This is a genomic window from Micromonospora sp. KLBMP9576, assembly GCF_050941805.1.
Lineage (GTDB): Bacteria > Actinomycetota > Actinomycetes > Mycobacteriales > Micromonosporaceae > Micromonospora.
In genome coordinates, this window is the sequence record NZ_CP194567.1 from 2,993,598 (window position 1) to 3,017,986 (window position 24,389).

General features: G+C 71.4%; 22 protein-coding genes and 1 pseudogene. 9 read left to right on the top strand and 14 right to left on the bottom strand.

Annotated elements, in window-relative coordinates; all coding sequences use genetic code 11:
- Positions 1–5 precede the first annotated feature (5 nt).
- Both ACQ452_RS13395 and ACQ452_RS13400 read left to right on the top strand, forming a co-directional pair.
- Positions 6–482, top strand: a complete 477-nt coding sequence (locus tag ACQ452_RS13395) for a hypothetical protein (RefSeq protein ID WP_433393614.1) — start codon at positions 6–8, stop codon at positions 480–482.
- Positions 483–806: 324 nt separating this feature from the next.
- On the top strand, positions 807–1,460 hold the full coding sequence (locus tag ACQ452_RS13400; protein ID WP_433393615.1) for an RNA polymerase sigma factor: 654 nt from the start codon (positions 807–809) through the stop codon (positions 1,458–1,460).
- On the opposite strand, the gene ACQ452_RS13405 is transcribed toward ACQ452_RS13400, so the two are convergent.
- From ACQ452_RS13405 to ACQ452_RS13425, 5 genes are all read right to left on the bottom strand, one after another.
- On the bottom strand, positions 1,435–2,487 hold the full coding sequence (locus ACQ452_RS13405; RefSeq protein WP_433393617.1) for a hypothetical protein: 1,053 nt from the start codon (positions 2,485–2,487) through the stop codon (positions 1,435–1,437). The two genes, ACQ452_RS13400 and ACQ452_RS13405, sit on opposite strands and share 26 nt — an antisense overlap.
- Before the next feature lie 312 nt (positions 2,488–2,799).
- Positions 2,800–4,131, bottom strand: coding sequence for an extracellular catalytic domain type 1 short-chain-length polyhydroxyalkanoate depolymerase (locus ACQ452_RS13410; RefSeq protein ID WP_433393619.1), 1,332 nt, complete (start codon positions 4,129–4,131; stop codon positions 2,800–2,802).
- Between the two features lie 74 nt (positions 4,132–4,205).
- Positions 4,206–5,162, bottom strand: coding sequence for a bifunctional helix-turn-helix transcriptional regulator/GNAT family N-acetyltransferase (locus tag ACQ452_RS13415; protein ID WP_433393621.1), 957 nt, complete (start codon positions 5,160–5,162; stop codon positions 4,206–4,208).
- Positions 5,163–5,267: 105 nt separating this feature from the next.
- On the bottom strand, positions 5,268–6,629 hold the full coding sequence (locus tag ACQ452_RS13420) for an endo-1,4-beta-xylanase (protein WP_433393623.1): 1,362 nt from the start codon (positions 6,627–6,629) through the stop codon (positions 5,268–5,270).
- A 428-nt stretch (positions 6,630–7,057) separates the two neighbouring features.
- Positions 7,058–7,498, bottom strand: a complete 441-nt coding sequence (locus tag ACQ452_RS13425; RefSeq protein ID WP_433394130.1) for a hemerythrin domain-containing protein — start codon at positions 7,496–7,498, stop codon at positions 7,058–7,060.
- A gap of 177 nt (positions 7,499–7,675) precedes the next feature.
- Between ACQ452_RS13425 and ACQ452_RS13430 the strand changes: the two genes are divergently transcribed.
- From ACQ452_RS13430 to ACQ452_RS13440, 3 genes are all read left to right on the top strand, one after another.
- Positions 7,676–7,882, top strand: coding sequence for a hypothetical protein (locus tag ACQ452_RS13430; RefSeq protein ID WP_433393625.1), 207 nt, complete (start codon positions 7,676–7,678; stop codon positions 7,880–7,882).
- Positions 7,883–8,020: 138 nt separating this feature from the next.
- Entirely contained in the window at positions 8,021–8,776 is a 756-nt protein-coding gene (locus tag ACQ452_RS13435) for a rod shape-determining protein (RefSeq protein WP_433393627.1), read from the top strand.
- Between the two features lie 89 nt (positions 8,777–8,865).
- Entirely contained in the window at positions 8,866–9,120 is a 255-nt protein-coding gene (locus ACQ452_RS13440) for a potassium transporter TrkA (protein WP_433393629.1), read from the top strand.
- A 96-nt stretch (positions 9,121–9,216) separates the two neighbouring features.
- Here ACQ452_RS13440 and ACQ452_RS13445 read toward each other — a convergent pair whose 3' ends face one another.
- The 4 genes from ACQ452_RS13445 to ACQ452_RS13460 all read right to left on the bottom strand — a co-directional run bounded on the left by ACQ452_RS13445 (position 9,217) and on the right by ACQ452_RS13460 (position 12,864).
- Positions 9,217–9,798: a TetR/AcrR family transcriptional regulator gene (locus tag ACQ452_RS13445; RefSeq protein WP_433393631.1), complete on the bottom strand. Its 582-nt coding sequence runs from the start codon at positions 9,796–9,798 to the stop codon at positions 9,217–9,219.
- A gap of 14 nt (positions 9,799–9,812) precedes the next feature.
- Entirely contained in the window at positions 9,813–10,490 is a 678-nt protein-coding gene (locus ACQ452_RS13450) for an ABC transporter ATP-binding protein (protein ID WP_433393633.1), read from the bottom strand.
- Positions 10,487–11,614 carry an FtsX-like permease family protein gene (locus ACQ452_RS13455; protein WP_433393634.1) on the bottom strand — a complete coding sequence of 376 codons (1,128 nt, stop codon included), beginning with the start codon at positions 11,612–11,614 and terminating at the stop codon, positions 10,487–10,489. The genes ACQ452_RS13450 and ACQ452_RS13455 overlap by 4 nt, the downstream gene beginning before the upstream one ends.
- 134 nt (positions 11,615–11,748) lie before the next feature.
- Entirely contained in the window at positions 11,749–12,864 is a 1,116-nt protein-coding gene (locus ACQ452_RS13460; protein ID WP_433393636.1) for a DUF4185 domain-containing protein, read from the bottom strand.
- A 378-nt stretch (positions 12,865–13,242) separates the two neighbouring features.
- On the opposite strand from ACQ452_RS13460, the gene ACQ452_RS13465 reads away from it, so the two are divergent.
- The 3 genes and pseudogenes from ACQ452_RS13465 (at position 13,243) to ACQ452_RS13475 (ending at position 16,563) form a co-directional block, all read left to right on the top strand.
- The gene (locus tag ACQ452_RS13465; protein ID WP_433394131.1) at positions 13,243–13,584 is read left to right on the top strand and encodes a YciI family protein; all 342 of its coding nucleotides are present in this window, start codon (positions 13,243–13,245) and stop codon (positions 13,582–13,584) included.
- A gap of 5 nt (positions 13,585–13,589) precedes the next feature.
- Positions 13,590–14,861, top strand: coding sequence for an RNA polymerase sigma factor (locus tag ACQ452_RS13470; protein ID WP_433393637.1), 1,272 nt, complete (start codon positions 13,590–13,592; stop codon positions 14,859–14,861).
- Positions 14,862–15,397: 536 nt separating this feature from the next.
- A pseudogene (locus tag ACQ452_RS13475) lies at positions 15,398–16,563 on the top strand (IS701 family transposase).
- A 124-nt stretch (positions 16,564–16,687) separates the two neighbouring features.
- Here the strand turns inward: ACQ452_RS13475 and ACQ452_RS13480 are convergent.
- From ACQ452_RS13480 to ACQ452_RS13490, 3 genes are read right to left on the bottom strand one after another with little or no spacing between them, the layout of a single operon-like run.
- Entirely contained in the window at positions 16,688–18,886 is a 2,199-nt protein-coding gene (locus ACQ452_RS13480) for an FG-GAP repeat domain-containing protein (RefSeq protein WP_433393638.1), read from the bottom strand.
- A gap of 53 nt (positions 18,887–18,939) precedes the next feature.
- Positions 18,940–19,512, bottom strand: a complete 573-nt coding sequence (locus tag ACQ452_RS13485) for a peptidase inhibitor family I36 protein (RefSeq protein WP_433393640.1) — start codon at positions 19,510–19,512, stop codon at positions 18,940–18,942.
- 8 nt (positions 19,513–19,520) lie between these two features.
- Positions 19,521–20,129 carry a peptidase inhibitor family I36 protein gene (locus ACQ452_RS13490; protein WP_433393642.1) on the bottom strand — a complete coding sequence of 203 codons (609 nt, stop codon included), beginning with the start codon at positions 20,127–20,129 and terminating at the stop codon, positions 19,521–19,523.
- A gap of 213 nt (positions 20,130–20,342) precedes the next feature.
- On the opposite strand from ACQ452_RS13490, the gene ACQ452_RS13495 reads away from it, so the two are divergent.
- Positions 20,343–21,425, top strand: coding sequence for a hypothetical protein (locus tag ACQ452_RS13495; protein WP_433393644.1), 1,083 nt, complete (start codon positions 20,343–20,345; stop codon positions 21,423–21,425).
- A 65-nt stretch (positions 21,426–21,490) separates the two neighbouring features.
- Here ACQ452_RS13495 and ACQ452_RS13500 read toward each other — a convergent pair whose 3' ends face one another.
- Both ACQ452_RS13500 and ACQ452_RS13505 read right to left on the bottom strand, forming a co-directional pair.
- A complete protein-coding gene (locus ACQ452_RS13500; RefSeq protein ID WP_433393646.1) occupies positions 21,491–23,656 on the bottom strand; it encodes an FG-GAP repeat domain-containing protein in 2,166 nt (721 codons plus the stop codon).
- A gap of 188 nt (positions 23,657–23,844) precedes the next feature.
- Positions 23,845–24,387: an SMI1/KNR4 family protein gene (locus ACQ452_RS13505; RefSeq protein ID WP_433393647.1), complete on the bottom strand. Its 543-nt coding sequence runs from the start codon at positions 24,385–24,387 to the stop codon at positions 23,845–23,847.
- Positions 24,388–24,389: the final 2 nt, after the last annotated feature.

Here is a 24,389-nt window from a genome sequence, read left to right on the forward strand (position 1 = left end):
CTCGGATGTTCTACGAGGACCTCACCGCCTACGAATATCAGGTCTACGACGAGTTCACGGACCCGGTGTCGCATTTCTACGGCCTTGGTTTCCGTCCTGCCTACACCCGGCTGAACATCGGCTGGCTGGAGGCAGGGCGGCCGTACCCGGCCGGCCCGGTCCCGGCGGCGTTCACCGGGAAGCTGAAGAGCGTCCAAGCCTTGCAGTGGATGAACGTCTGCCTGGGAACGCACGAGTGTGATCTGTGTCCGCCGGAGGACGCCCCTGAGGGGAACGGGGAGATCCGGATACCCGGGGCCGCCGGGATCGCGTACGCCGCGCCGTTCTTGATCGGCCACTACATCACCGCACACGGCTACCAACCGCCTCAGGTATTCGTGGACGCTGTCATGGCGGTGGACGTCGACGCGTGGGCCGCCGCTCGCTGGCCCGAAGTCGCCTTCCCCTGGGTGCCGGAGGACGCCGAGCGCTTCGAGGAGTAGCGCCGCTGTCACTCGGCCGCCGGGAAGGGTCCCGCGGTCGCGGTTCCCAGTAATCGCGCCGAGGGAAGGAGCGCCAGTCGCGCGAGCGTCGTGTGATCGATAATCATCTATGATTAGAGGTGGTCGGGCGGGCCTCGGAGTGCCCTCACCGAGCTGTCCCGGCCCGCCGGCCACGCACTCTCGACCGCCTGGAGGATCGGTGCCGTCTGACGACTTTCTGGCATCGCCTCCATTGGGTCGTCCCGACAGTTCCGCCCATTCGGCGCCCCGACTGCGGCGTACCCGTCGGCTGCGGCCGGTATCGGCGCGCCGGGCGGTGTCCCGATGAGCGAGCGCGGCGCGGCCGGGCTGGTCGCCGCCGCCTCCTGCGGTGCCGAGTGGGCGTGGGGTGAGTTGGTCCGTCGCTACACCCCGCTGGTGCTCTCGGTGATCAGGTCATACGGGCTCGACCAGGTCGACGCGGCGGACGTGAACCAGACCGTCTGGCTTCGGGCGGTGGAGCATCTGGGCCGCCTGCGGGAGCCGAACGCCCTGCCCGCCTGGCTGATCACCACCGCCCGGCGTGAGTGTCACCGACTGCTCCGCCACGGCCGGCGGACCCAGCCGTTCGACCCGTACGACGATTCGGTCGACGCTCACGTCGGTGCTCGCCTGCTGGTGGACCCGGTCACCCCGGACGACGGCCTGCTGCGCGCCGAGCGGCAGCAGGCGCTGCGGGAGGCGTTCGCGCAGTTGGCGCCGCGCTGCCGGAGGCTGCTCGTCCTGCTGATGGCCGATCCGCCGGTCAGCTACCGAGAGATCGGTGCGCGGCTGGGAATGCCGGTGGGCAGTGTCGGCCCGACCCAGGCCCGGTGCCTGCACAAGTTGCGGACCTGCCCCGCACTCGCCTCCTTCGTCGGCAACGGAGGCCGCGGGCCCCGTCCGCGACCTCCGTGCACAGCCTTCGGAGCGGCTAACCGGCCCGTTGGGCCACCGTGATGTCGTACCGCACGCCGCCGAGGTCGGCCCGGGCGGCGCCGGTGGTGTCCGGGCCGACCTGGGTCACGGTGACGGCGGTCCTCTCCCGGGTCGGCGTGGCTGCCGTGAAGCTCAGCGAGAACGCGATCCGCTCACCGGCGTTCAGGTCCAGGTTGTCCAGGCTGGCCTGGCCGATGTCGACGATCTCGACCTGGTTGCGGCCCACCTCCCGGACGCCCTTGCCGGCCTTGCCGCCCTTGGCCCAGCGTTCGAACAGGGTCGGCCCGAGGTCGGCGACGAGCCGGCCACCGGCGGCCTGGAAGGCGGTGCCGGCCTGGCCGAACACCACGCTGCTGCGGGCCGCCCGGGTCAGGGTGTTGCCGATGGCGAACGGCCGGATCTGGGCCTGGCCGCCGGCGGTCAGCGCCACCGAGTCGACGTTGCGCCAGGCGATGTTGTTGTTGTGCCGGGTGTTGACGCCGATGTCCGGCCCCTCGAAGGTCATCGGGTCGTTCGGGGAGACCCAGCGGGCCAGCAGGCAGAAGTGCCCCGGGCCGGGTACGCCGTCCCACGGGATGGTGACAGTGGTGACCCCCGGGTGGACCGGCACCGCCATCGCCCCGATCTGCGTCCACGCGCCGGGCCAGGCCGCCCCGCCGCCGGGCGTGGTCCGGTAGACCCAGATCGTGCCCTCCTCCATGACGCTGTCGCCGTACGGACCGGGGTTACGCAGCTTGACGAAGATGTAGTTGCGCTGACCGACGATCGGGTTCTGGCTGGTGGCACACTCGACGGCGGTGTGGCAGACCTTGATGTCGGGGCTCTGCCAGAGCGGGTTGAGCGCGTGCGGCTCGAGGCCCACGTCGGCGGGCGTGTCCTGCATGTACACGTCGACCGCGGCGGCGGTGGCGCCGCCCGCGTGGCTCTCTGCCGGGCCGGCCGGTGGCGCGGCACCGGCCGCGGTGACGGACAACAGCGTTGCCATCGCCGCGCCGGTGAGCAGGACGAGCGTCGAACGACGCGCTCTTCCCGCGAGATTGGTAGGCACATTTCCTCCCGATGGTGGGCAATCGCCGTCTGCCCCGGGGCGGTGGCGTGGGCGGGTGGACACCTTTACGGAGCCTTATCGACAGAGCGAAATACATCGGCCTCCGGTGGGCGATGTCAGATGGCGGGAGTTGGCAGCAAGTCGGCGAAAGCCGCGCGGCATGCGGATGCGGACGGCAGCGAGGACGTCCAGGGGGCCCGCCTACCGGCGAGGACCAGGGCGGCGAGGGCGCCGAGCCTCGCTGCGACGGGCAATGTGCCTATCGCGCGACGCCCCGGGGCGGCACCGATGCCGGCGCCGCCCCCGGGCGGTTCAGGCGATCGTGCAGGTGGCGCCGTTGAGGGCGAACGAGGCGGGTTGACCCGTGTCGCCCGTGTGGGTGGCCTGGAAGCCGATGCTGACCGACGCGCCGGGCGCGAGGGTGGCGTTGTAGGCGACGTTGCGGGCGGTGACCGCGCCACTGGCCGGGGCGTACGTCGCGTTCCAGCCGTTGGTGACGCTCTGGCCGGCGGGCAGCGTGAAGGCCAGGGACCAGCCGGTGATGGTCGTGGCGCCGGTGTTGGTGACGGTCACCGAGGCGGTCAGCCCGGTGTTCCAGGCGTTGACCGAGTATCCGACCCGGCAGGCGCCCGGCGGGGGCGGGGGAGTGGACGGCGGGGGAGTGGACGGCGGGGGAGTGGACGGCGGTGGGGTGGTCGTGGGGGGTGGGGTCGTCGGTGGTGCGGCCGTGTCGAGCCCGAAGAAGCGGATCGCCTGCGCGGCGTCGACGGGCAGGTTGTGCGACACGCCCTGCATGCTGATCGCCTCGACCGGGGCCCGGTCGCCGCTGCCGCCGTAGCGGGTGCGGGTGTAGCCGGCCTGCGGGCTGTCGGTGTACGTCGGCGTCTGGCTCAGCCCGTGCAGGTTGGTCCACTGCTTGATCTGCTCGCCGAAGTTCGGGTAGCGCAGCACCTCGTCGTTCGTGCCGTGCCACGTCTGCATACGGGGCCGGCGACCCGTGTAGCCCGGGTAGGCGGCACGGACCAGGTCGCCCCACGCCTGCGGGGTCCTGACGACCTGCCCGTTGGCGCACTCGCTGTTCCACTCGGAGCCGTTGGTGGTGGCGAAGCAGCCGAAGGGGACCCCGGAGAACGCCGAGCCGGCGCTGAACACGTCCGGGTAGAGCCCGAGCAGGACGTTGGTCATCATGGCGCCCGACGAGATGCCGGTGGCGAAGATCCGGTCGGGATCGACGGCGTAGCGCTGCCGGACGTGGTCGACCATCGACTTGATGCCCACCGGGTCGCTACCGCCGTCGCGGCGCAGCGCCTGCGGGGAGGCGACGTCGAAGCACTGGCTGCTGCGGGTCACCGACGGGTAGACGACGATGTAGCCGTAGCGGTCGGCCAGCGCCGCGTACTGGGTGTTGGCGTACATGGCGGGGCCGGTGCCGGTGCAGTAGTGCACCGCGACCAGCAGCCCGGGCCGGGGCGCGACGGAGTCCGGCACGTACAGGTACATGCGCAGGTTGCTCGGGTTGGGTCCGAAGCTCGTTACCTCGCTCAGCGTCGCGGCGGACGCCGGCGGGGCGAGTGACACCGCGGCGAGCGTCGTCAGCACGGCGGCGGCCAGGGCGGCGCACAGTAGTCGGAGTCTGGTTCTCATGGAGGTTCCTCCGGGGGGTGCGGACAGGGCGGGGTTCCGATCGAGGGCTGCCCGGCTGCCCGATCACGTCCGGCTCAGGAACATCGACCATTCTCTATCGAGTGGAGGGGCCTGGCAAGTGGCTCGGCCGGTGGCTGTGCCGCCAGGTACTTCTCGAACCAGTGATGCGCGTAGGGCTCGGTGTTGTACGCCTCGATCTCCTGGTAACCCGCCGCGCGGTACATCGCGATCGCCTCGGTCAGGTTGCGGTTGGTGTCCAGTCGGACGGCGCTCCAGCCCCGCTCGGCGGCGTACCGTTCCAGCTCGCGCAGCATCCGCCGGCCGATCCCGAGGCCCCGGACCGAGTCGGCCACCCAGACCCGCTTGATCTCGGCGGGGGCGTCGGGGTGCAGCTTGACCGCGCCGCAGCCCACCGGCTCGGCGTTGAGGGTGGCGAGCAGGAACACGCCGGCCGGGGGAGCCAGCTCGTCGTCGCGCACCGGGTTGCTCCGGGCCGGGTCGAACCCGTCGTCGAAGCGTCGGGCCACGTCCCGGGCGTAGGCGCGTACGCACGCTCGTGCCCGTGGGTCGCCCGGCGGGCAGGGCCCGATGGTCACCATCGACGCCACGAGCAGCCGCTGCACCTCGGCCATCGCGGTGACGAGCCGTTCGCGGTGTCGTCCGGTCAGCGGTGCGAGGATCGACCGGGCGAAGCCGTCGGAGCGCTCGTCGAGCTCGGCCCACTCCGCGCGGCCGGCGTCGGTCAGCGCGGCGACCCGGACCCGCCCGTCCCCGCCGGCCTGCTCGGACGGCCCGACGGTGACGAGCCCGTCGCCCTCCAGGGCGCGCAGCAGGCGGCTGAGGTGGCCCGAGTCCAGCCCGAGGCGGGAGCGCAGCGCCGCGACCTCGGCGCCGGCGGGGCCGATCTCCCACAGCAGCCGCGCCTGCGCGAGAGGGCGGGCGCGGGCCATGTACTCGTCGTCGAGGGCCCCCACCCGCTGGGTCACCGTCCGGTTGAACCGCCGCACGACGGCGATGAATTCCGACTCCATGATCCTGACTTTAGTCAGGCATCATGGAGTCGGCTCCAGCGGCGCGCCGGTGCCCGGGGCGGCGATGCTGCCGCCGCCCCGGGCACCCGTTGCGGCACCGTCCGGTCAGGAGGCGGTGCAGGAGCGCACCTGCGGGCTGTTCCAGGTGCCGTTGGCCATCGTGGTGAAGCCGAAGACGTTGCCGCTGCCGTTGGACCGCATGGTCATCACGTTTCCGCTGCCGTCCCAGCTCGGGCTGCCGTTCCAGGTGGCAGAGACCCGCTGTGGGGGCGTCACCGCGACGACGACCGTCCAGTTCGACGCGCCGCTGACCGTGACCTCGCTGTTGAACCGGTCGCCCCAGCGGGTCCCGTCGCGCAGGGTGGCGGTGCAGCCACCGCCGCCGGGGGGCGGGGTGGTCGGCGGCGGGGTGGTCGGCGGCGGGGTGGTGCCGCCGCTGTTGAGGGCGGCGAGCACCGCGTCGTACGCGGCCTTGCGGTTGCCGTTGTTGTCGAACAGCAGCGGGCTGTCGGGGGCCCGCCAGGAGTCGCTGTCCCGGATGCCCCACACGGTGATCCCGGTGCACCGGGAGACCGCGAGGCAGTCGTTGACCACGTTGCGGTACGTGGTGGCCGAGGCGCCGGCGATGTCCAGCTCCGTGATCTGTACGTCGACGCCGAGCGCGGCGAAGCTGGACAGCGTGGTGCGGTAGTTGCCCGGGTAGGGCGAGCCGCTGTTGAAGTGGGACTGGAGGCCGACGCAGTCGATCGGCACGCCGCGTTGCTTGAAGTCGCGGACCATGGCGTAGACGGCCTGGGTCTTGGCGTGGCTCCAGTCGTCGGTGTTGTAGTCGTTGTAGCAGAGCTTCGCGCCCGGGTCGGCGGCCCGCGCCGCCCGGAACGCCGCCTCGATCCAGTCGTTGCCGGTGCGCTGGAGGTTGGAGTCGCGCCGGGCGCCGCTGCCGCCGTCGGCGAACGCCTCGTTCACCACGTCCCAGGAGTGGATCTTGCCTCGGTAGTAGGTGGCGACCTGGGTGACGTGGTTGAGCATCGCCTGGCGCAGGGCGCTGCCGCTCATGTTCTGCATCCAGCCGGGCTGCTGTGAGTGCCAGGCCAGGGTGTGCCCGCGCACCTGCATGCCGTTGGCCCGGGCGTGGTTGACGATCCGGTCGGCGTTGGCGAAGGTGAACTGGCCCTGCTGCGGCTCGGTAGCGTCGATCTTCATCTCGTTCTCGGGCGTCACCGAGTTGAACTCGCGGTTCAGGATCGTGACGTAGGTGTTGTCGCTGAGCTTGTTGGCCGCCACGGCGGTGCCGAAGTATCGGCCGCGCTCCGCCGCCGACGCGCCCAGCGTGGTCCCGGCGCTCGCCGCGCCGGGCAGGACCGTGGCGCCGGTCGCGGCGAGCAGCCCCACGGCCGCGACGGCGAGCCCCACGCGTACGCGTGAGCGCGATCTGGGCCGGATGTCCCGGTGGCACCTCTCGATCATCTTTGCTCCTTCCGGGGGCCGGTCCGCACCGTCGGGGGTGGACCGGTGTGGTGGGGGGTGCTGGATCGGGGCCGCTCGGCGGGCTGCGCGCAGGGGCTGCGAATCCGCCGCAATCGACCCCGGTGGATGTGGAGTATGGCAGCGCCACGCATAGACGAGCAAGAATTTCCGGAAAACTAACGATAGCTAAGGAGGGGCCCGCCCTGGATAATCTGCGCTCGTCGCCAGCTCAGCAGGGGAGAGGGAAGTCGCATCGGACGCCCGCAGGGCCCCGTGCCGACCGGTATGGACGTCGGTAGGCCGGATTTTTCGGCAGCCTTCCGTAATGCCAGGGTGGCACCCGGCGCGCCGGCGCTCGCGGCGCACGCCGACGCCGGCTCCGTCGGCGTCCCGGTCCGCCGCACCGGCGATCGACGTTCCGGCGGGACCTACCGCGTGGCGTCGGCGGCCGGGGTGATCCGGTCCCAGGCCGGGATGGGCAGTGCGATCACCGCGGCCGGGAAGAGCCCGTGTTCCTCGTTGTCGATGTGCCGGTGCAGCCGGTCCAACGCGGCCAGTACCACGGGCCAGTCCGGCGCCGTCCGGTCCACGGCGCCGAGCACGCCGTGGATGTCGTCGTGTTCGGCGCAGAGCTTCTCCACCGCCTCGGCCAGGCTGCCCTCGGCCCGCAGCTCGACGAAGAGCCCCTGCTCCTCCGTGGCGGTGTGCGGGATCAGCAGGGCCAACAGCGCGTCGAGCGCCGCTGGCGCGTCCGCGCCCCCGGCCCGCACCGCGTCACGCACCCGGCCCGCCGCGTTGGCGATCGCCTCGTGCTCGGCGGAGAGCCGACCGATCAGCGGGAACTCGCGACAGCCGCAGTAGTTGCACATGCTGATCATCTCCAGGATCACGACGAGGCCCGCTGCCATCCTGCGCGCGCGGCGGACAACGCCGGCAGGGCCGATCGGCCCGACGCGCCGGGCCGGCGGGCCCGGACCGCGCATCACGGCGGGCGCACGCCCGGCGACGACATGGCCGCCGGCGGGTCGCCCGGCTATGGTTGCCGTATGCAGGATCGGCACGGTCTCCGCCGCGCCGGCAAGCGGGTCACGCTGCCGGGGCTGCTGATGCTGACCGTGCTGCTCATGGTGCTCTCCGCGGCCCGAGCCGTCGGGCTGTGCATCGTGTTCCGGCGCACGGGACGGGCCGTTCCCGGCTGCGTGCCCGCCTGGTCGGCCGACCGCGCTCCGCCCGGGCTGACGCTCGCCGTCTGAAGCCCGTCCGCCTCCCCGCGTCACCTGACTCGGGCCCGTGGCTTGGAGCACCATGCCGACCCCACATCGTGATCGATCCACCCTGTCCCGACCCGTGCCCTACGCCGTCACGGGCGCCCTGTCGCGGGGGCGGTGACCATGCTGACCCCCGGCGCGTACGCCCGCCGCGGCCTACGCCACCCCGTCGCCCTGGACCTGGGCACCTCGACGGTGCGCCTCTGGACGCCGGTTTCCGGCACGGTGGTCACCGAACCCGCCGTCGTCGCGTGGACGCCGTCCGGCGCCCAGGCCGTCGGGCGGGCCGCCATCGCCCTACGGGACAGCGGTGACGCCAAGCTGCTGTGGCCGGTGCGCTCCGGCGTGGTGGCCGACTTCTTCGCCTGCGTACACCTGTTGCGGGTGCTGGCCGCCGCCAGCGGACGGCCGGGCGACGACGTCTCCCCGGTCGTGGTCGGCGTGCCGGCCACCGCCACGTTGCGCCAGCAGGACCTCCTCGACGCGGTGGTCCGGCAGGCGTTCGGCGGGCGCGTCGCCACGGTGGAGGAGCCGCTGGCAGCCGCCCTGGGCTGCCGTGCCGACCTCGACGGCGACGACGTGGTCACCGTCGACATCGGACAGGGCCGGACCGAGATCGTCCGCATCGCGGACCGCGCGGTCGAGGCGGCCGAGCGCGTCGACGTGCCCGACGGCCTCGACCCGGCGCCGCTGATCGCCGCCGCGGTGCGTCGCCTGGGCACCCGGCCGGGGCGGCGCCGGCTGCTGATCACCGGCGGCGGGGCGGCGCACCCGCAACTCGCGGCCCGCCTGGCCGCCCTGACCGGTCGGGTCGTCACGATGCCCGCCGATCCGCACCTGGCCACGCTCACCGGCCTGCGCCTGCTCCTCACCGGCTGACCGGGTGGTCGCGCGCACGGTGCCCGCATCGCAGCCGTGCCGCCGCCCCCGGTCGCTGCCGACCTTCCACCGCGCCACCTGGAGTTTCGATGGACGTCGAACTGACCCCCCTGCCCGGAATCGGGCTCCGCCGCATGTTCACCACCGACGCGGGCGTGCGCATCGGGGTGGTGACCCACCGCGCCGGTGGCCGGCGCGAGCTGGTCTACCACGACGGCGACGACCCCGACGCCACCCGCAGCATCACGCTCGGGCGCGACGAGGCCATCGTCCTCGCCAGCCTGCTGGGCCTGCTCGACGTCGTCACCGACCCGTCCGCGAGGCAGCTCGTCGCGCCGCGGTGAGGTGGTGTCGACGCCCTGCCCGGCTCGCGGGGCCGGTGCGCCGGTGGCTGCCCGCCCGCGATCCGGCGGCGGGCGGGCAGCCCGCCCGCCGCCGGGTCAGCATCGTTGGTGCAGGTAAGGGCAGAGTAGCTCCCGGGTGAGAGCGACCACGGCAGCCTCCGGGGTGCCGTTCTCGATCATCTGGGAGGACGCGTAGACCACCGCCTGGATCAGCTCGGCCGCGCTGTCCGGATCGGTGGCGCCGTGCTCGGCGAGGGCCGCCACCAGCGGCGTACGCAACTGGTCGTGCAGCGTGCGGCTCTCCTCGGCGAGCACGTTGCCCGACACGCTGCCGGCGAGACCGCGCATGACCGCATGCTCACCCTGCGCGACGAGGTGCAGGTTGGCCTCGACGTAGGCGAGCACCCGCCCGCCCGCGTCGGTGGCCCGGTCCATCTGCTGCGCGACGTACGCCGACCACTCGGGGAACATGTCGGCGATCACGGCGTTGAGCAGGTCCTCCCGTGACTTGAAGTACTGGTAGACGCTGGGGCGCGCCAAGCCCGTCCGCTTGCCGACCTCGGCCAGGCTCGGCGCCTGCGCCCCGCTCTCCGCGAGGATCTCGCGGGCCGCCGCCAGGATCGCCCGGCGCTGCCGGGCACGGTGCTCAGCCACCGTCGGCGCCTGGATCTTCGGCACGGGTCTCCCTGTCGTCACGGTACGGGCATCAGTCGCCCGTCGATCATCTCGTACACGGTTGTGCAGTGGCGCAGCACGTCGTGGTCGTGGGTGACCATGACGGTCGCGACGTCGTTCTCCTTGGTCTCGCGGGCGAGCAACCCCACCACCTCGTGACTGCGGGTGCGGTCGAGGGCGGCGGTCGGCTCATCGACCAAGAGTAGTCGTGGCCGGTTGACCAGGGCACGGGCGATGCCGACGCGCTGCCGCTCGCCGCCCGAGAGTTGGTGCGGGCGGCGGTTCGCCTTCTCGGCCATCCCGACCTCGCCGAGCAGGCCCAGCGCGTCGCGGGCCTCGGAGCCCTTACCGGCGAACCTGGTCGGCAGCCGGACCTGGTCCACGGCGGTCAGCGCGGGGATGAGGTTGCCGGACTGGAACACGAAGCCGACGGACTCCCGGCGCAGGGCCGCCCGTGCCCGCGCGCTCGGCACGGTCATGTCCCGCCCGGCGAGGGCGACCTGACCCGACGTCGGGACGGTCAGCCCGCCAGCCACCGCGAGCAGGCTGGACTTGCCCGCCCCCGAGGGGCCGACCACCGCGACGAACTCCCCGGGAGCGACGGTCAGGTCGACCCCGTCCAGGGCCAGCACGGTGTCGTCGCCGTCGCCGAAGCGCAGGGTCACGCCGCTCATGACCAGGCCGGTGTCGGTCATCGATTCGCTCCCAGTGCGATCAGGGGATCGACAGCGGCGATCCGGACGATGGCCACGGCGGCACCTACCAGGCCGAGGACGAGCAGGAGGAGGGCGGCCACCGCGATCGCCGGCGCGCTGAGCGCGAACGGGATGGCGCCGCCGATCAGGCTGCCGGCCGCGACGCCGACCGCGACGCCCACGCCGACGGCGAGCAGCAGCAGCGCGAGGGCCTGGGCCAGCCCGTCACGCAGCAGGTATCCGGTGGGTGCGCCCATGGCGCGCAGCACGGCGATCTCGGCGCGGCGTTGGATGGTCCATACGGTGAAGAAGGCACCGACCACGAGCGCGGAGATGGCGTAGAGGAACCACTCGATCAGCCGCAGGGTCGACGTTTCGGCGGTGTAGCCGGGCGAGGCGCCGTACGTCTCCGTGCGGGTCAGGCTCTCGGTGCGGGCGGCCCGGTCGCCGGCCGTCAGGTCGATCTCGGCACCGTCGACACCCCGCACCGCCACGGCGGTGATCTCGTCGTACGTGCCGCTCGGGACCGGTTCGCCGGGGCGTACGCCGGCCTTGATCTCCTGCCAGGCCCGCAGCGGCAGGTAGGCCACGTCGACGTGACCGAAGGTGTGCTGGTCGGCCATGGCGCCCACCACCGTCAGCCGGGCGCCGATGCGGTCGACGGTCACCGTGTCGCCGACCCGCAGGCCGGCGTCGATCGCGGTCCGGCTCACCACGATGCCGTTCGCGGCGCCCAGCCGGTCGCCGTCGGTCACCGGCGGGGCCAGGAACGAGTCGACCGGCACGCCGAACAACGCGAGGTCGACCTCCACGCCCGAGCCGCTGCGGGCGTTGATCAGCGTGTTGCCGAACGGCGCCGCGTCGGCGACCCGGGGCTGGGTCCGCCACGACTCGACCGCCGAGATGTCGACGACGCTGCGGGAGAACGCCGAGTCGTGCTGCACGCCGGACTCGAAGGCGAAGGAGGTCGCGGGGATGCGCTGGAGCCCCGACACGCCGTCGTTCACGAGACCGGAGGAGAGCCCTGAGAGCAGCACCACCAGCACCGTGATGAGCGCGACGACGGCCCCCATCAGGCCGAACCGGGCCTTGGCGAACCGAAGTTCGCGAACCGCTAGGAACATGCCCACCGCCGCGGGCCGGATTTTGTCGACTGCATGTCAGGATCGTAGCAACATGCTGTCGGCATCTTTCTGGGGGTGACGAGCCGCCTCACCGTCGGGTGGGGCGGCTCATCCCCGGGGTCGGCGGGGCCTGCTCAGACCGTTCCGACGAACTGGCTCACGTGGTAGGCGGTGCTGCGCCCCTCGGGCGTCTTGGGCCACTTCGAGACCATCAGGTGCAGGTCGTTGGGCCGCCGGCTGGACCACGGGTGGATGAAGCCACCGTAGAGTGCGGGCTCCTGCAAGGAGGTGACCTGGATCTTTTCCCCCGTCCAGGCCCGGTCCGGCCCGGACGCCGTGCGGGTGACGATGCAACCGGTGATCCCATTGAGATAGGCCATCACCCAGGTGCCGTCGGCCAGCCGCCGCACCGACGGCTCGCCGAAGATGCCGTTCATGATGGGCGTGCACGGACGGCCCCAACCCCAGTCGCTGCCGTTCCAGCCCCAGCCCTCGTACGACTCGGGGAAGAACATGCGGTCCCAGCGGACCCGGCGCAGCATCATCGGCCCGTACTGGCGGCCGGAGCGCACCGAGAAGACGTACACCCAGTCCCCGTCGCGCTGCATCGTCCACATCTGGAACGGGTCGGTGTTGGGGCCGTCGTTCCACCACTTCAGCGGCGTACGGATGAAGTCGTTGCCGTTGTCGCTGTAGGCCAGCCCGGCGTAGCGCGACCGCCAGTGCGGCCCGAGCGGGCCGGCGGAGTTCCAGTGTTCGATGCTCATGTACGACACGAGCTGGCGGCCGGTCTCGGGGAAGCTGATGCCGTCGTTGGGGATGACGGTCACCTCCCAGATGCCGTCGATGCCGATGCCGAAGTGACCGTTGTGCATCAGCTCCGGGGCCCGGCCGTTGCCCGCGACACGGGCGGCGCTGTCGAAGACGATGCCGCCCGGCGCGCCGGGGTGCACGTTGGAGCGCAGCATGACCGGCGAGCGCCAGTCGTTGGGGATCGGCGGGCCCTCCGGCCACGGGGTGTTGAAGGTATCGCCGAGCAGGTAGCCGATGGAGCCGTTCTCCAGCACGTACGGTATGCCGAGGTCGGTGCCGGCGACCTGCCACCGGTGGTTGGTGTCCATGTCGGCGCCAGTGAGGCGCTTACGCCAGGTGGCGGCCTGGGCCGCGCCGGGGGCGATGGCCGGGCCGATGGCCGAGGCCACGCCGGCCGCGGCGGCCGCTCCGAGTAACGAGCGTCGGGAAATAGTCATAACTGTCCTTGTCGCGATGGGTGCCGCAGGGTCGCGCGGGTAGGGCAGCGGCACTGGTTCATTGATGCAGATAACTGAACGAAATTTACGGTCTATGCCCGGTGGTGGTCAAGAATTTCCGCCCGGTTTCAGGTCGGCTCTGCCCGGTGCACCGGGTCGCGGGCGGCGGGACCAGGGCGGGGACCACGCACCGGTCCCCGTAGCGTCTGGGCCGCCTGGGCGGCCTCGCAGTGCCGGCTGGGAGTCGTCAGGGCGGCGCGCGAAAATTCTGGCCGGGATGTGTCCATCCGGGTGCCTCCCGTCCGTAGTGATGCCGTACGGCGTCGCCCGGCACGGCAGGACGGCGCGACACGGGAAGGGAGTCGGATCGTGAAGTACATGTTGCTCATCCAGGCCGGTGCGGTCGGCGAGGACGGCGGGGCGGTCGGCTGCGACGTCAGCGACTGGATGGCCTACGACAAGCAGGTGCGGGAAGCGGGAATCCTCGTCTCCGGGGAGTCGCTGGCCGACCTCGTCACTGCCACCACGGTCCGGGTCGACGGGGCCGGCCGGCGGACCGTCACGGACGGGCCGTTCGCGGAGACCCGCGAGATCCTCGGCGGCTTCTACGTCATCGACGTGCCGGACCTCGACGTCGCGCTCGACTGGGCGGCGCGCTGCCCCGGGGCGCGCGGGGGCGGCTCCGTCGTGGTGCGGCCGGTCGCCGAGTTCGGGGGCTGAGCGCGGTGGGTGGAGCGCCCGCCGAAACCGGGGGGACGGACGAGGTGCCGGCGGCGGTCGTGGAGGCGGTGTTCCGCGAGGAACGCGGCCGGCTGCTGGCGGCCCTCGTCCGTCGCTTCGGCGACCTCGACCTGGCCGAGGAGGTCACCTCCGAGGCCGTCGAGGCGGCCCTGGCCCGGTGGCCGATCGACGGCGTTCCGCCCAAACCCGGCGCCTGGCTGATGACCACGGCACGCCGCCGGGCGGTCGACCGGCTACGCCGCGACCGGGCCCTCGCCGCACGACTGGCCGTCCTCCAGGCGGAGGCGGACCGGGCGGACCCCGCCTGGGCGCCGCCACCCGGCGGCGACCTGCCGGACGAGCGGCTCCAGCTCTTCTTCACCTGCGCGCATCCGGCGCTCGCCGCCGAGGACCGTGGGGCGCTCACCCTGCGCTACCTGGCCGGGCTGACCACGCCCGAGGTGGCCCGGGCCTTCCTGGTGCCGGCGGCGACGATGGCCAAGCGGATCACCCGGGCGAAGAAGAAGATCCACGAGGCCCGGATCCCGTTCCGGGTGCCCGGCGTGCAGGAGCTGCCGGCGCGGCTGCCGGGAGTGCTCCAGGCGGTGTACTCGATCTTCACCGAGGGCTACGCGGCCAGCGGGGGCGCGCGCCTGCAACGGCTCGACCTCGCCGAGGAGGCGATCCGGCTGGCCCGGATCCTGCGCCGGCTGCTGCCCGCCGAACGGGAGGTCACCGGGCTGCTCGGGCTCCTGCTGCTGGTCCACGCCCGCCGCGACGCCCGCACCGGCCCGGACGACGAACCGGTGCTGCTCGACGAACAGGACCGGGGCCGCTGGGACGCCCCGATGATCGCCGAAGGCCTCGACCTGGTGCCCGTCGCGCTGACCGGTGGCCCGCCCGGCCCGTACGGGGTGCAGGCCGCGATCGCCGCCCTGCACGTCGAGGCGGCCGACCTCGCCAGCACCGACTGGCCGCAGATCGTGGCCCTCTACGACGTGCTGCTCGCCCTCGCGCCGTCGCCGGTCGTCGCCCTGAACCGGGCCGCCGCCGTGGCGATGCGCGATGGCCCGGCGGCGGGCCTGGCGCTGCTCGACGAGCTGGCCGACGAGCCGCTGCTGCGCGGCCACCACCCCTACCCGGCCGCGCGGGGCGACCTGCTGTATCAGCTCGGGCGGCACGCGGAGGCCGCCGGGGCGTACCGGGAGGCGCTCGGCCTGGCCGGCACCGAACCCGAGCGGGCCCTGCTGCGCCGCAGGCTGGCGGCGATCACGTGAACTGGCTGGGGTGCGTCGGGTCTGGACGGGCCGGGGTGCCCGGCGGGCGCAGGCCGTCGGCCGGCATCACTCGGGGGGTCAGGCCCGGGCCGACCCAGGCCCCGGCAAAGTCGTGAGGGTTTCCGGATTCTTGACGCCACGGCTGAACGTGCGGAGAGATCTTGGTAAGAAAATGCCCCGCCAGGGGCCGTTTTTTTGCCAAGATCTGCTGCCGTCCCAGAGGGCGGAGCGAAACTCCCAGAAGATGGGTGAATGTCGAGTGAGATCGGCGCAGGGCCTGTCCACTGCGCGACTGTGCCGAGGCCCTGGGCGGGTTCCCCCGTGGGGGAACCCGCCGTCGGGCTAGTACTCCAGCCGCACTTGCCTGATCTGAAGTTTCAGCAGCTCATAGGCATGATCGGCGTCTGAGTCATGCCGGCCGTGCAGCTGCGGATGTCGATGCTATTCGGCGTATGGGTGGCGTGGTCGCACCGTCTGTCTGTTGTGGTCCGTCGGAGGGCGGGCAGGCTCCCGTGCTTGTGTTGATCGATGAGATCGTGGGCTGGCGGGCAGGGTTGGACGATCTGCTGGCGCGGTTCGCGCACCGGTTCGGGCGGGCGGAGCCGCGCCGGCAGGCGCTGACCTATCTGGTCGGGTTGCTGTCGCCGCTGGCCAGTAAGAACGGCTGGACCTTGGCAGAGGCCGCCGGCGACACCACGCCGGACCGGATGCAACGGCTGCTCAACAGGTCCGCGTGGGACCCGGACGCTGTTCGTGACGACCTGTTCGTCTACGTGACCGAGCACCTCGGCCACGACGACGGGGTGCTGATCGTCGACGAGACCGGGTTCCTGAAGAAGGGGATCAAGTCGGCCGGGGTGCAGCGCCAGTACTCGGGCACGGCCGGGCGGACGGAGAATTGCCAGCTCGGGGTGTTCCTCGCCTACGCCAGCCCGGCCGGGCGCACGCTGATCGACCGTGAGTTGTATCTACCCCGCGGCTGGTGCGACGACCCCGCCCGCCGCGCTGAGGCCGGCATCGCCGCGAACGTCGAGTTCGCCACGAAGCCTGCGCTGGGGCTGCGGATGGTCGAACGCGCCATCGTCGCCGGCCTGCCAGCGAGATGGGTAACCGCGGACGAGGCCTACGGGCAGGACTCGAAGTTCCGGACGTGGTTGCAGCAGCAGCGAATCGGCTACGTCCTGGCCGTTCCCCGCAACCAGCGGGTCCCGACCATGGTGGGAAACTCCCGCCCGGACGTTCTCGCCGCCGCCGCGCCAAGGCTGGCGTGGAAGCGCCGCAGCTGCGGCGACGGCGCCAAAGGGCCACGGCTCTACGACTGGGCCGTGGCCTCCCTGCCCGGCGTTGACGACGACTACGGCCACTGGCTGCTGATCCGCCGCAGCATCACCGACCCCACGGACCTGGCCTACTACCTGTGCTTCGGCCCCGCCGAGACGCTCGACGAGGACCTGATCCGCATCGCCGGGACCCGGTGGGCGCGGTCGAGGAGTGCTTCCAGACCGCCAAAACCGAAGTCGGCCTGGACCACTACCAGGTGCGGCGGTACGACGCCTGGTACCGGCACATAACTCTCGTTCTGTGCGCCCACGCCTACCTCGCCGTCACCGCCGCCCAGGCCAAAAAGGGGGCGCCGCATCCGACCACGACGGCCTCATTCCCCTCACCCTCGGCGAGGTCCGCCGTCTGCTGGCACACCTGATCACCACCATCCGACCCTTCGACCACATCCATCGATGGTCACGATGGCGACGCCGACACCAATACCGCGCCAGAACAGCTCACTACCAGCGAAGACTCCGACTCCACCAGGTACGGCTGGAGTACTAGCGTGCGATGCGCAGATCGGCCGTCTTGTTGCTGTCGGCGCCGACCTGTTTGATCAGGTTGAAGCCACCGGGGCCGTTCAGCACCACGTACGTACGCGTCTGGTCGTCGACAATCGCGTAGTGCACCAGCAGGTCCACGTAGTCGTCACCGTTGACGTCCGCGGGAGTCGGTAGGATGATCTTGGCAGCGCCGAGGCCGCCCTCGATCCGCCACGCCTCGCTGCGCGTCACCGTGGCATTGAGCTTGGCGAACAGGTGCAGGCTGGCGCCGTTGTCGGAGAACGTCTCCTTTTCCTTGCGGAACAGCGCGACCTCGGCCAGGCCGTCCTTGTTGAAGTCGGCGACCACCGGCTCGGTCGTGGTGCTGAGCGCGAAGTTCTTGTCGGCCCATTTGGCCACCGCGGTGCCGGGCGCCCCGGCGGTGCTGGTCGGCGCCACCCACATCCGCATGCCCAGGCTGCTGTCCTGGCTGAACGTGATCACGTCGGCCTTCTTGTCGCCGTTCACGTCCCCGACGACCAGCCGGCCGGCGATGAGCACGTCGGGCACGAGGGTCTCCTTGACCGCCCAGGCGCCGGCGGCGTTCGGACTCAGCGTCAGCAGCATCGACTTGCCGGCCGCGTTCTTCCCGTAGACCGCCAGGTCGGCACGTCCGTCGCCGTTGATGTCGCCGGCGGCCGCCGAGCGCAGGTCGTAACCCTTGCCGGTGGAGTTGGGGGGCGCGTCCCACACCAGTCTGGGCGTCGGGGCCGCACCGTCGATGTTGGTGAAGAACTGCACCCGCCACGTGAGTGACGATCCATGCAGGACCGCGACGTCGCGCTTGCCGTCGCCGTCGAAATCACCGTTGTACGGGCGCGACTTGCGCGAATCCCAGCTGTTGCCGGACTTGTACGCCTGTCGGTCGCTGCTCCACCAGCGGCCGAGCCCACCGCGGTTGATGACGACGTGGCTCGAGGTGCTGGTGGCCTTCATCAGCGTCATCTCGGTGCTGTCGGCCGGCAGCGACTCCCGCTTCTCCAGGTAGGACCAGAGCTGCGAAATCGAGTTACTCGCCAGGGCCGCGGTGCCCGCCCGGGCGATGTTCTTGTAGCCGTCGTTGATGGCGGCGTCGCGGACCTCGGTCACCTTGACCTTGTAACCGTCGATGATCTCCTTGTTGCGGCGTAGCCGGTCGAGCTCGACCTGCTCGTAGATGCCGGTCGCGATCATCGCCTTCCAGGAGTCCTCGGAGCCGTTGAGCACCTCGTCGGCCAGCGCGGCGTAGGTCAGCGTCCAGAACTGCACACCCCTGAGGGTGCGGGCGATGTCGCGCAGGAAGACGTCGTCCGTGCTGGCCATCCAGACGTCGTCGGTGACCTTGGCGTCGATCCCGACGGCATTTGCCGCCTTCTTGCGGTCGAAGCGGCGCTTGTCCTCGGCCTTCTGCGCCTCGTCGCGGTCCTCGGCCTCGTCGATCAGGCGTCGCTGATCTGTCGCGTAGGCGGCGGCGAGCCCGCCGCCCAGGAAGGCCTCGAGCGCCTCCGGGGTGGTGGTGAACGCCTGCTCGGCCGCCGCGATGGTGCCGGTGAAGCCGGCCTTGTTGTTCTTGAGGAACGTCCACAGGGCGATGACGAAGTCCCGGTCGGTGGAGCCGATGAGGTTCGGCGTCACCGGCAGCTCCACCAACTCGGCGGCCTGGACGCGGCGCCGCTCGGCGACCTCGGCGTTCTGCCGGTCGCGGATCTCGTTGCGCACGTCACGCTCGGCGGCCTCGTGGATGCCGCGGCGGATGTAGAGGGTGCAGGCCACGCACTCCTGGAAGTCCGGGTCCCAGTCGCCCAGGGCGAGCAGCGCCGCCCCCTTGACCTCGGTGTTCGGCCTGGCCAGCAGCCACAGCTCGAAGACGAAGTCCCGGTCCGGGAAGCTCAGCGGGTTACTCGGCTGCGACAGGTCCAACCCGACGACCGGCGCCGCGAGCAGCTTCTCGTCGTCGGTGGCGACGGGCACGGTGCCCGTGGAGGTGATTCCCAAGGTGCGCGGCGCGGCCCCGCCCTTCGACGCGCCGGCGGTGGGCGCCGGCGCGGGCACAGTGAGCTTCGGTTCCTTCGGCTCGCCGGCGAGCGCCAGGGCCGGGACCGCCAGGACCACCGCCATCGCGGCGGCCACCGTGGTGACCCGTCTCGAACGTACGTAGAACTTCGATGGCTTACCCATTACATCCCCCGTGGAGCTGGTGCGAGTATTCGATGTCAGGTTGAGCGACCGGATCACCATGGGCCGGGGCACGGGCGCACGACGTTGACCATGTCGTTGTTGGGCATCCACGCGACGCCCTTGGCCAGGCCCTGGCCGGCGGCCTTGGAGCCCTCGATGAGCTCCCAGTTGTTCCGGTCCGCCGTGTCGGTGGCGCCGTAGTTGTTCCACATGAAGACCCAGGTGCCGGCCCTCTGGTTGTTGATGTAGCTACTGACGTCGGTGCCCCAGTACTTGCCGTTCGACATCTTCAGATGCCAGATGGGGAAGACGGCGCAGTCGGTGCCGACGGTGAGCTTCTCACCGCCGAACTCGGAATGCTCGAACAGACAGAGGTGCTCGTACGAGCAGAGCGTCTCGGGCACGTCGGCCAGGCCGGCCACCCGCTGCGCCGACGGCAGCGACAGGGTCACGCCCTCCTTGGTGATGACCGAGTCCGAACCGGCTATCCGTGATCCGGGATTGTTGGCCAGCAGCCGCTGAAGCCGGTCGTCGGGTGCGGCCTGGGCGGACGGCCCCACCCCGGCTCCGATGGCTACCAGCACCGCGGTCAGTAGAACGCCGAGGGTACGACGGCGGAATCGCACGGTTTCTCCTAGAGGCATTGAGCGGTGGGCACGCGCGCGGGCTTGACGACCTCTGCCCGGTCGTTCCAGCCAACTGACGGGAACTGCTGGGCGGGCTGGTCGGCGGCAGCGGCGCGGGAGGAGTGCAGCAGCTCCCACTTCGCCATGCCGGTCTCGGCCGGCAGCGCACCGCCCTTGTGCCAGAGGTAGGCCCAGCTGCCCACCGGCAGGCGGTTGACGAAGCTGCTGACCTCGCTGCTCCACAGCCGCCCGTCCGAGAGCTTGTAGTGGCGGAGTTCGTAGGTCGCGCAGATGCTGAACCGCAGCCGCTCGCCGCCGAAGTTCGCGTGCTCGAACAGGCACACGTCCTCGTACGGGCACGCGTCCTCGGCGACGCCGGCCACCGGGAAGGACAGGATCGCCCCGTCGGCCAACCGCACCGCGTTCGGCGCCAGCCGCTGCGCTCCCGGGTTGTGCTGCACGAGCCGGTCCAGTTGTGCCGCTGCGGCGCGCGCGTCGGGCAGTCGGCCTGCGGCAGTGGCAGCGGCGGTGCCGACCCGCGCCACCGCCAACGACCCGGCCACGGCCAAGGCCGCGACCAGCAACGCGCACAGCGCTGGTATTCGGAAACCCTTCAAGAAACCTCCTTCGGGCATGCGGCAGCCGTTCGTCGTCGAACGACGGTCGCGATGAGAAGCACCCACTATGGATGGCAACCCATCGATGCGAGTGCCGGTTTGGCGCTTCTGTCGGCTACCTGACAGCGAAGACGCGAGGGGACCGCTACCCGGCTGGTTATGAGAGATGATCTATGGCTGACAAAGTCACAGTCATCGAAACGGGGAACCCGCATGTTTCGCACCTGGTTGGCCGGCACCCTGGTCGCCGCCACCGTTACCACGGGTGTCATCGCGACACCCGCCCTCGCTGCCGAGCCGAGCAGCATCCCCTGCGAGTTCGCCAGCGGGACACTGACAAACCTGCTGACGCCGCGCGCGCTGGCCACGCACCTCGCGATCGCGTCGCCCTACGGCGCGGTCCGGGCCGCCGCCATGACCGCGCTCAACTCGCCGCGCGGCGAGATCGCGGTGAAGGAGTTCATCCCGGCGGGGTGGTGTCAGGCCACCGAACGCGCCGAGCAGGACGCGATGATGAACGACCACATCATCGCGCGGGTGCTGGCCACCCACGCGTACGAGACGTCGCCGTGGGTGTGGAGTGCCGCGGACGCGGCCCGGACCGCCTCGGCCCCGGAAAAGGAATACTTCGTGCGCTTCGGGCTCGCCGAGGCCCGCGCCGCCGACCAACGCGCACGCGACGAGGACGGCGCACACCAGGCGGCGCTGCAGCAGTTCGACCGCGACTACGTGGCTGGCCTGCGCGACACGGCGCAGGGCGAGCAGGTGCGCATCGCGGCGGCGTGGGCGCTGCGCCCTGAGGCGACCGACAGCGACATCGTCGAGTTCTACACGTACGCGTGGGCGAGTTTCGGCAAGCTGGACTTCGAGCGGTTCCAGCTCACCACGGCAGAGCAGGAGATGCGCTGGTTCGCGGCGATCGACCGGCTGAAGCAGTCCGCACTGGCGGCACAGGCGGCGGCCGAGGCGGCCAGCGGCGAGGCGCAGCGGGCGTTGCAGCAGGAGGCTGCCGACGCATGGGGCCAGGTGGCCGCCGGGGCGGCACCGTCGGTGTCCGGTTGGCTGGCGGCCAAGCAGACCGCGGACGCGCAGGCGGCGCAGTGGTCGGCCGTCTACCAGCTGGCAATGCGGCAGGTCGGTCCCAACTGGCGGGCGATGGCCAGGCCGGCGCGCAGCAACCGGGACGGCTGGGAGCGCGACGCCCGCAATGCCCGTGACCGGGCGGCGTACTGGCAGCAGATCCTGCAGGAGGCGCTCGTCGCCGAGGAGGACATCCGGCCCCCCGTCGAGGGCTGAGCCGCACGCGCGAAAGGGCCGGGTCACCGAACTGGTGACCCGGCCCTTTCGCGGTGTCGGACCGGTCAGCGCGAGATCCGGGTGTTGGCCATCCGCCAACTGCCCTTCGCCGAGCTCCACGGCTGGACGGCCGCCTCGAAGCCACCCGACTTGGCCCGGATCGACCAGACCGACGCCTTCGCGGTGTCGTCGCGCCGCATCACCACCAGGTCGACGCGGGCGTCCCCGTTGACGTCGGTGGCGACCGGAGAGAGCGCGTCGAACGTCCACGCCGCCGGCGACGCCCACTTCTCGGCGAAACTGACCGTCCCCGAGGCGATGTTGTCGTGCAGCCACGCCCCAGAGGTCGTGGTCGTCTTCTTGCGGATCATGACCACCTCGGCCCGCCCGTCCCGGTCGAAGTCGCCCATCACCGGCGTGCCGGCCTCGGCCAGCTTGACCCCGGTGTTCGACCAGCGCTCCACCGGTGCGGCGAAGCCGGCGTCGCCGCCCAGGGCGAGCCACATCTGGGCGCCCTTGGTGGCGTGCTGGACGAACGTCACGAGGTCACCCCGGCGGTCGCCGTTGACGTCCCCGGCCACCACCCGGCCGGTTACCAGCGCGGCGGGCGCGGTGACCACCGTCTGGCGGAAGGTGCCGTCCGCTTCGCCGTACAGCGTCACCAGCACCGGCCTCTTGGCCGCGTCGGTGCCGTAGACGACGATGTCGGTGCGCCCGTCGGCGTTGACGTCGGTGGCGACCGGCGTCTGCAGGGTGTAGCCGGTGGTCGAGGTGGTGGGCCTGAGCTCCCACGCCGTGCGGGGGGCGCCCGTGAACCCGTCGACCTTGCCGAACACCTCGAGCCGGTAGCTGAAGTTCGCCGCCTTGTAGAGCACCGCGCTGTCCTGCCCGGGCTGGCCGTCGAACTCGCCGTTGACCGGCTGGGCGTTCAGCGCACGCCAACCGACCGGCGACGTCCACACCTTGCGCACCGTGCCCGCCTTGCGGCCCACCTGACCGAAGACCCACATCGTCGAGGCGGCGGTGCCGTTGTCGTAGAACGCCGTCAGGTCACTGGCGTCCGGGGGCAACCTGTCGTACGTCTGCTCGAAGGTGATCAGTGGGCTGAGCTTGCCGGTCGCCAGCGCCGCGTTGGCGGCGATCGCCCGGTTCTTGTACGCCAGTCGCTCGGCCTCGTCACGGATGGCGGTGACGACCGCGCGCATCTTCTCGTACCGCTCGACGCGGCGCCGCTCCTCGTCCTGCGCGGCCACGACGTGGATCCCCTGGTCGATGAACGCCCGCCACGCGGCCGGGCCCTCGTCGTAGAGCACGATGGCGATGGCGTGCGAGGTCAGCGTGTAGAAGGGGTCGTTCTCGATCCTCGTGTAGAGGCGGTCGAGGAAGACGCTGTCGCTGACCAGATACCACGACTCGTCCTCGTTGCCGGGCTGACCGAACGAGATGCCGACCGCGATGCCCGCGTACTTTCGCTTGGCGCGGCGCTCGGCCTCCGCCTTCGCCTCCTGGTCGCCCTCGTGGATGTCGGCCAGGTGGTCGGCCTGGTCGGGGTAGAAGAAGCTCGCCCCGAACGAGGTGAGGAACTCGATGCGGGCATCCGGCGTGGCGGTCACAGCGGTGGCCGCCGCGGCGATCGAGCGGGTCGCCCACGGCTTGGTGGCGCGCAGGTGCTCCCAGATGTTGAAGGCGAAGTTGCGGTCACCGGAGCCGACCGCGGACGCGTCCGGGAACGTGTAGTCCACCATGTCGGCGACCGCCTGACGCCGGTAACGGGCCTCGAACGCCGCCGTGCGGTCCTGCGTCTCCTGGCGGATGTCCCGGTCGTTGGCCGCGTAGATGTTCGTCCGGATGAGGGTGGTGCAGGCGTCGCACCGCTGGGTGTCCGGGTCGTAGGTGCCGAGCGCCAGCTCGGCGCTGGCGCGCACCTCGGTGTCGAAGACCGCCCGGCGCCACAGCTCCACAGTGAACTGGTAGTCGTTCTTGGCGTATTCCTCCCAGGAGGACGCCGGCATGCCGACGACGAGGCCGGCGCGCTCCTTCTCCAGGATCGTCGCCTCCGGCGGCGGAGGCAGCTCCTCGGGGTCGCTCGGGACCTCGATGTCCGGCGGATCGTCCACCGTGACGGCGGCCCCGGCCGGACGTTGCTCCGGTGACGCGCCGAAAGCCGCGCCCGGCGCGGCCAGGAGAATTGTCGCCGCCGCGGAAGCGGCGACGATGTGACGTACCCCCATGTTCAGCCTTTCCCGTCGTAATTCCCCGGTCCATTCACGGTCGCGAAGGCCAGGTGCTCGGATTGTGCCCGAAAGCGGGGGCGCAGGATGCCCCCAGGCAGATCGATGTGGTGGTCACGCGCGGTGACCCAGCCGTCGGACGGCAGCCCTCCCCGGTCGGTGCGCACCGACCGGGGAGGGCTGCGCCGTCACTCCTGACTGTCGGGTGCCCGCACCGCCAGTGCGACAGTCGGGTTCGGCCCCGGCTGGGGCGGCAGGCCCCGGTGCGCGACCGTGCCGTCGATGAGGCCGACGAGCAGCGACAGGAAGCCGCCCTCGTGTTCCCACCAGTGACCGTTACCGGAGTAGACCACCGCCGGCCACCGGTCCGGGTCCGGGCCGTTGTTGCGCCAGAAGAAGTAGTCCGACGTGTCGGTGGCGCCCCAGCAGATCAGCCCGCCCTCCGCCGGATAGAACGTGTAGTCCTCCGTCATGTCGTCCTCGGCCAGGCTGTCCATCTCTTCGCTGATGCTGAACACCCCACTGACAAAGGTGCTCTCGTCACCGGGCTCAGGCACCCGGAGGATCATCACGCCGTCGATCCACAGGGGCGGGTAACGATCCGCGAACTCACGGTAGTCCGCCGGGAGCGCGACGCCCAGAGCTGCCTGCAACGCCGCCCAGTCGATCGGCCGCACGGTCGCCGATCGGTGGGGCAGCAGCGCGGGCGCGAGGCGCTCGAGGTCGCTCAAAT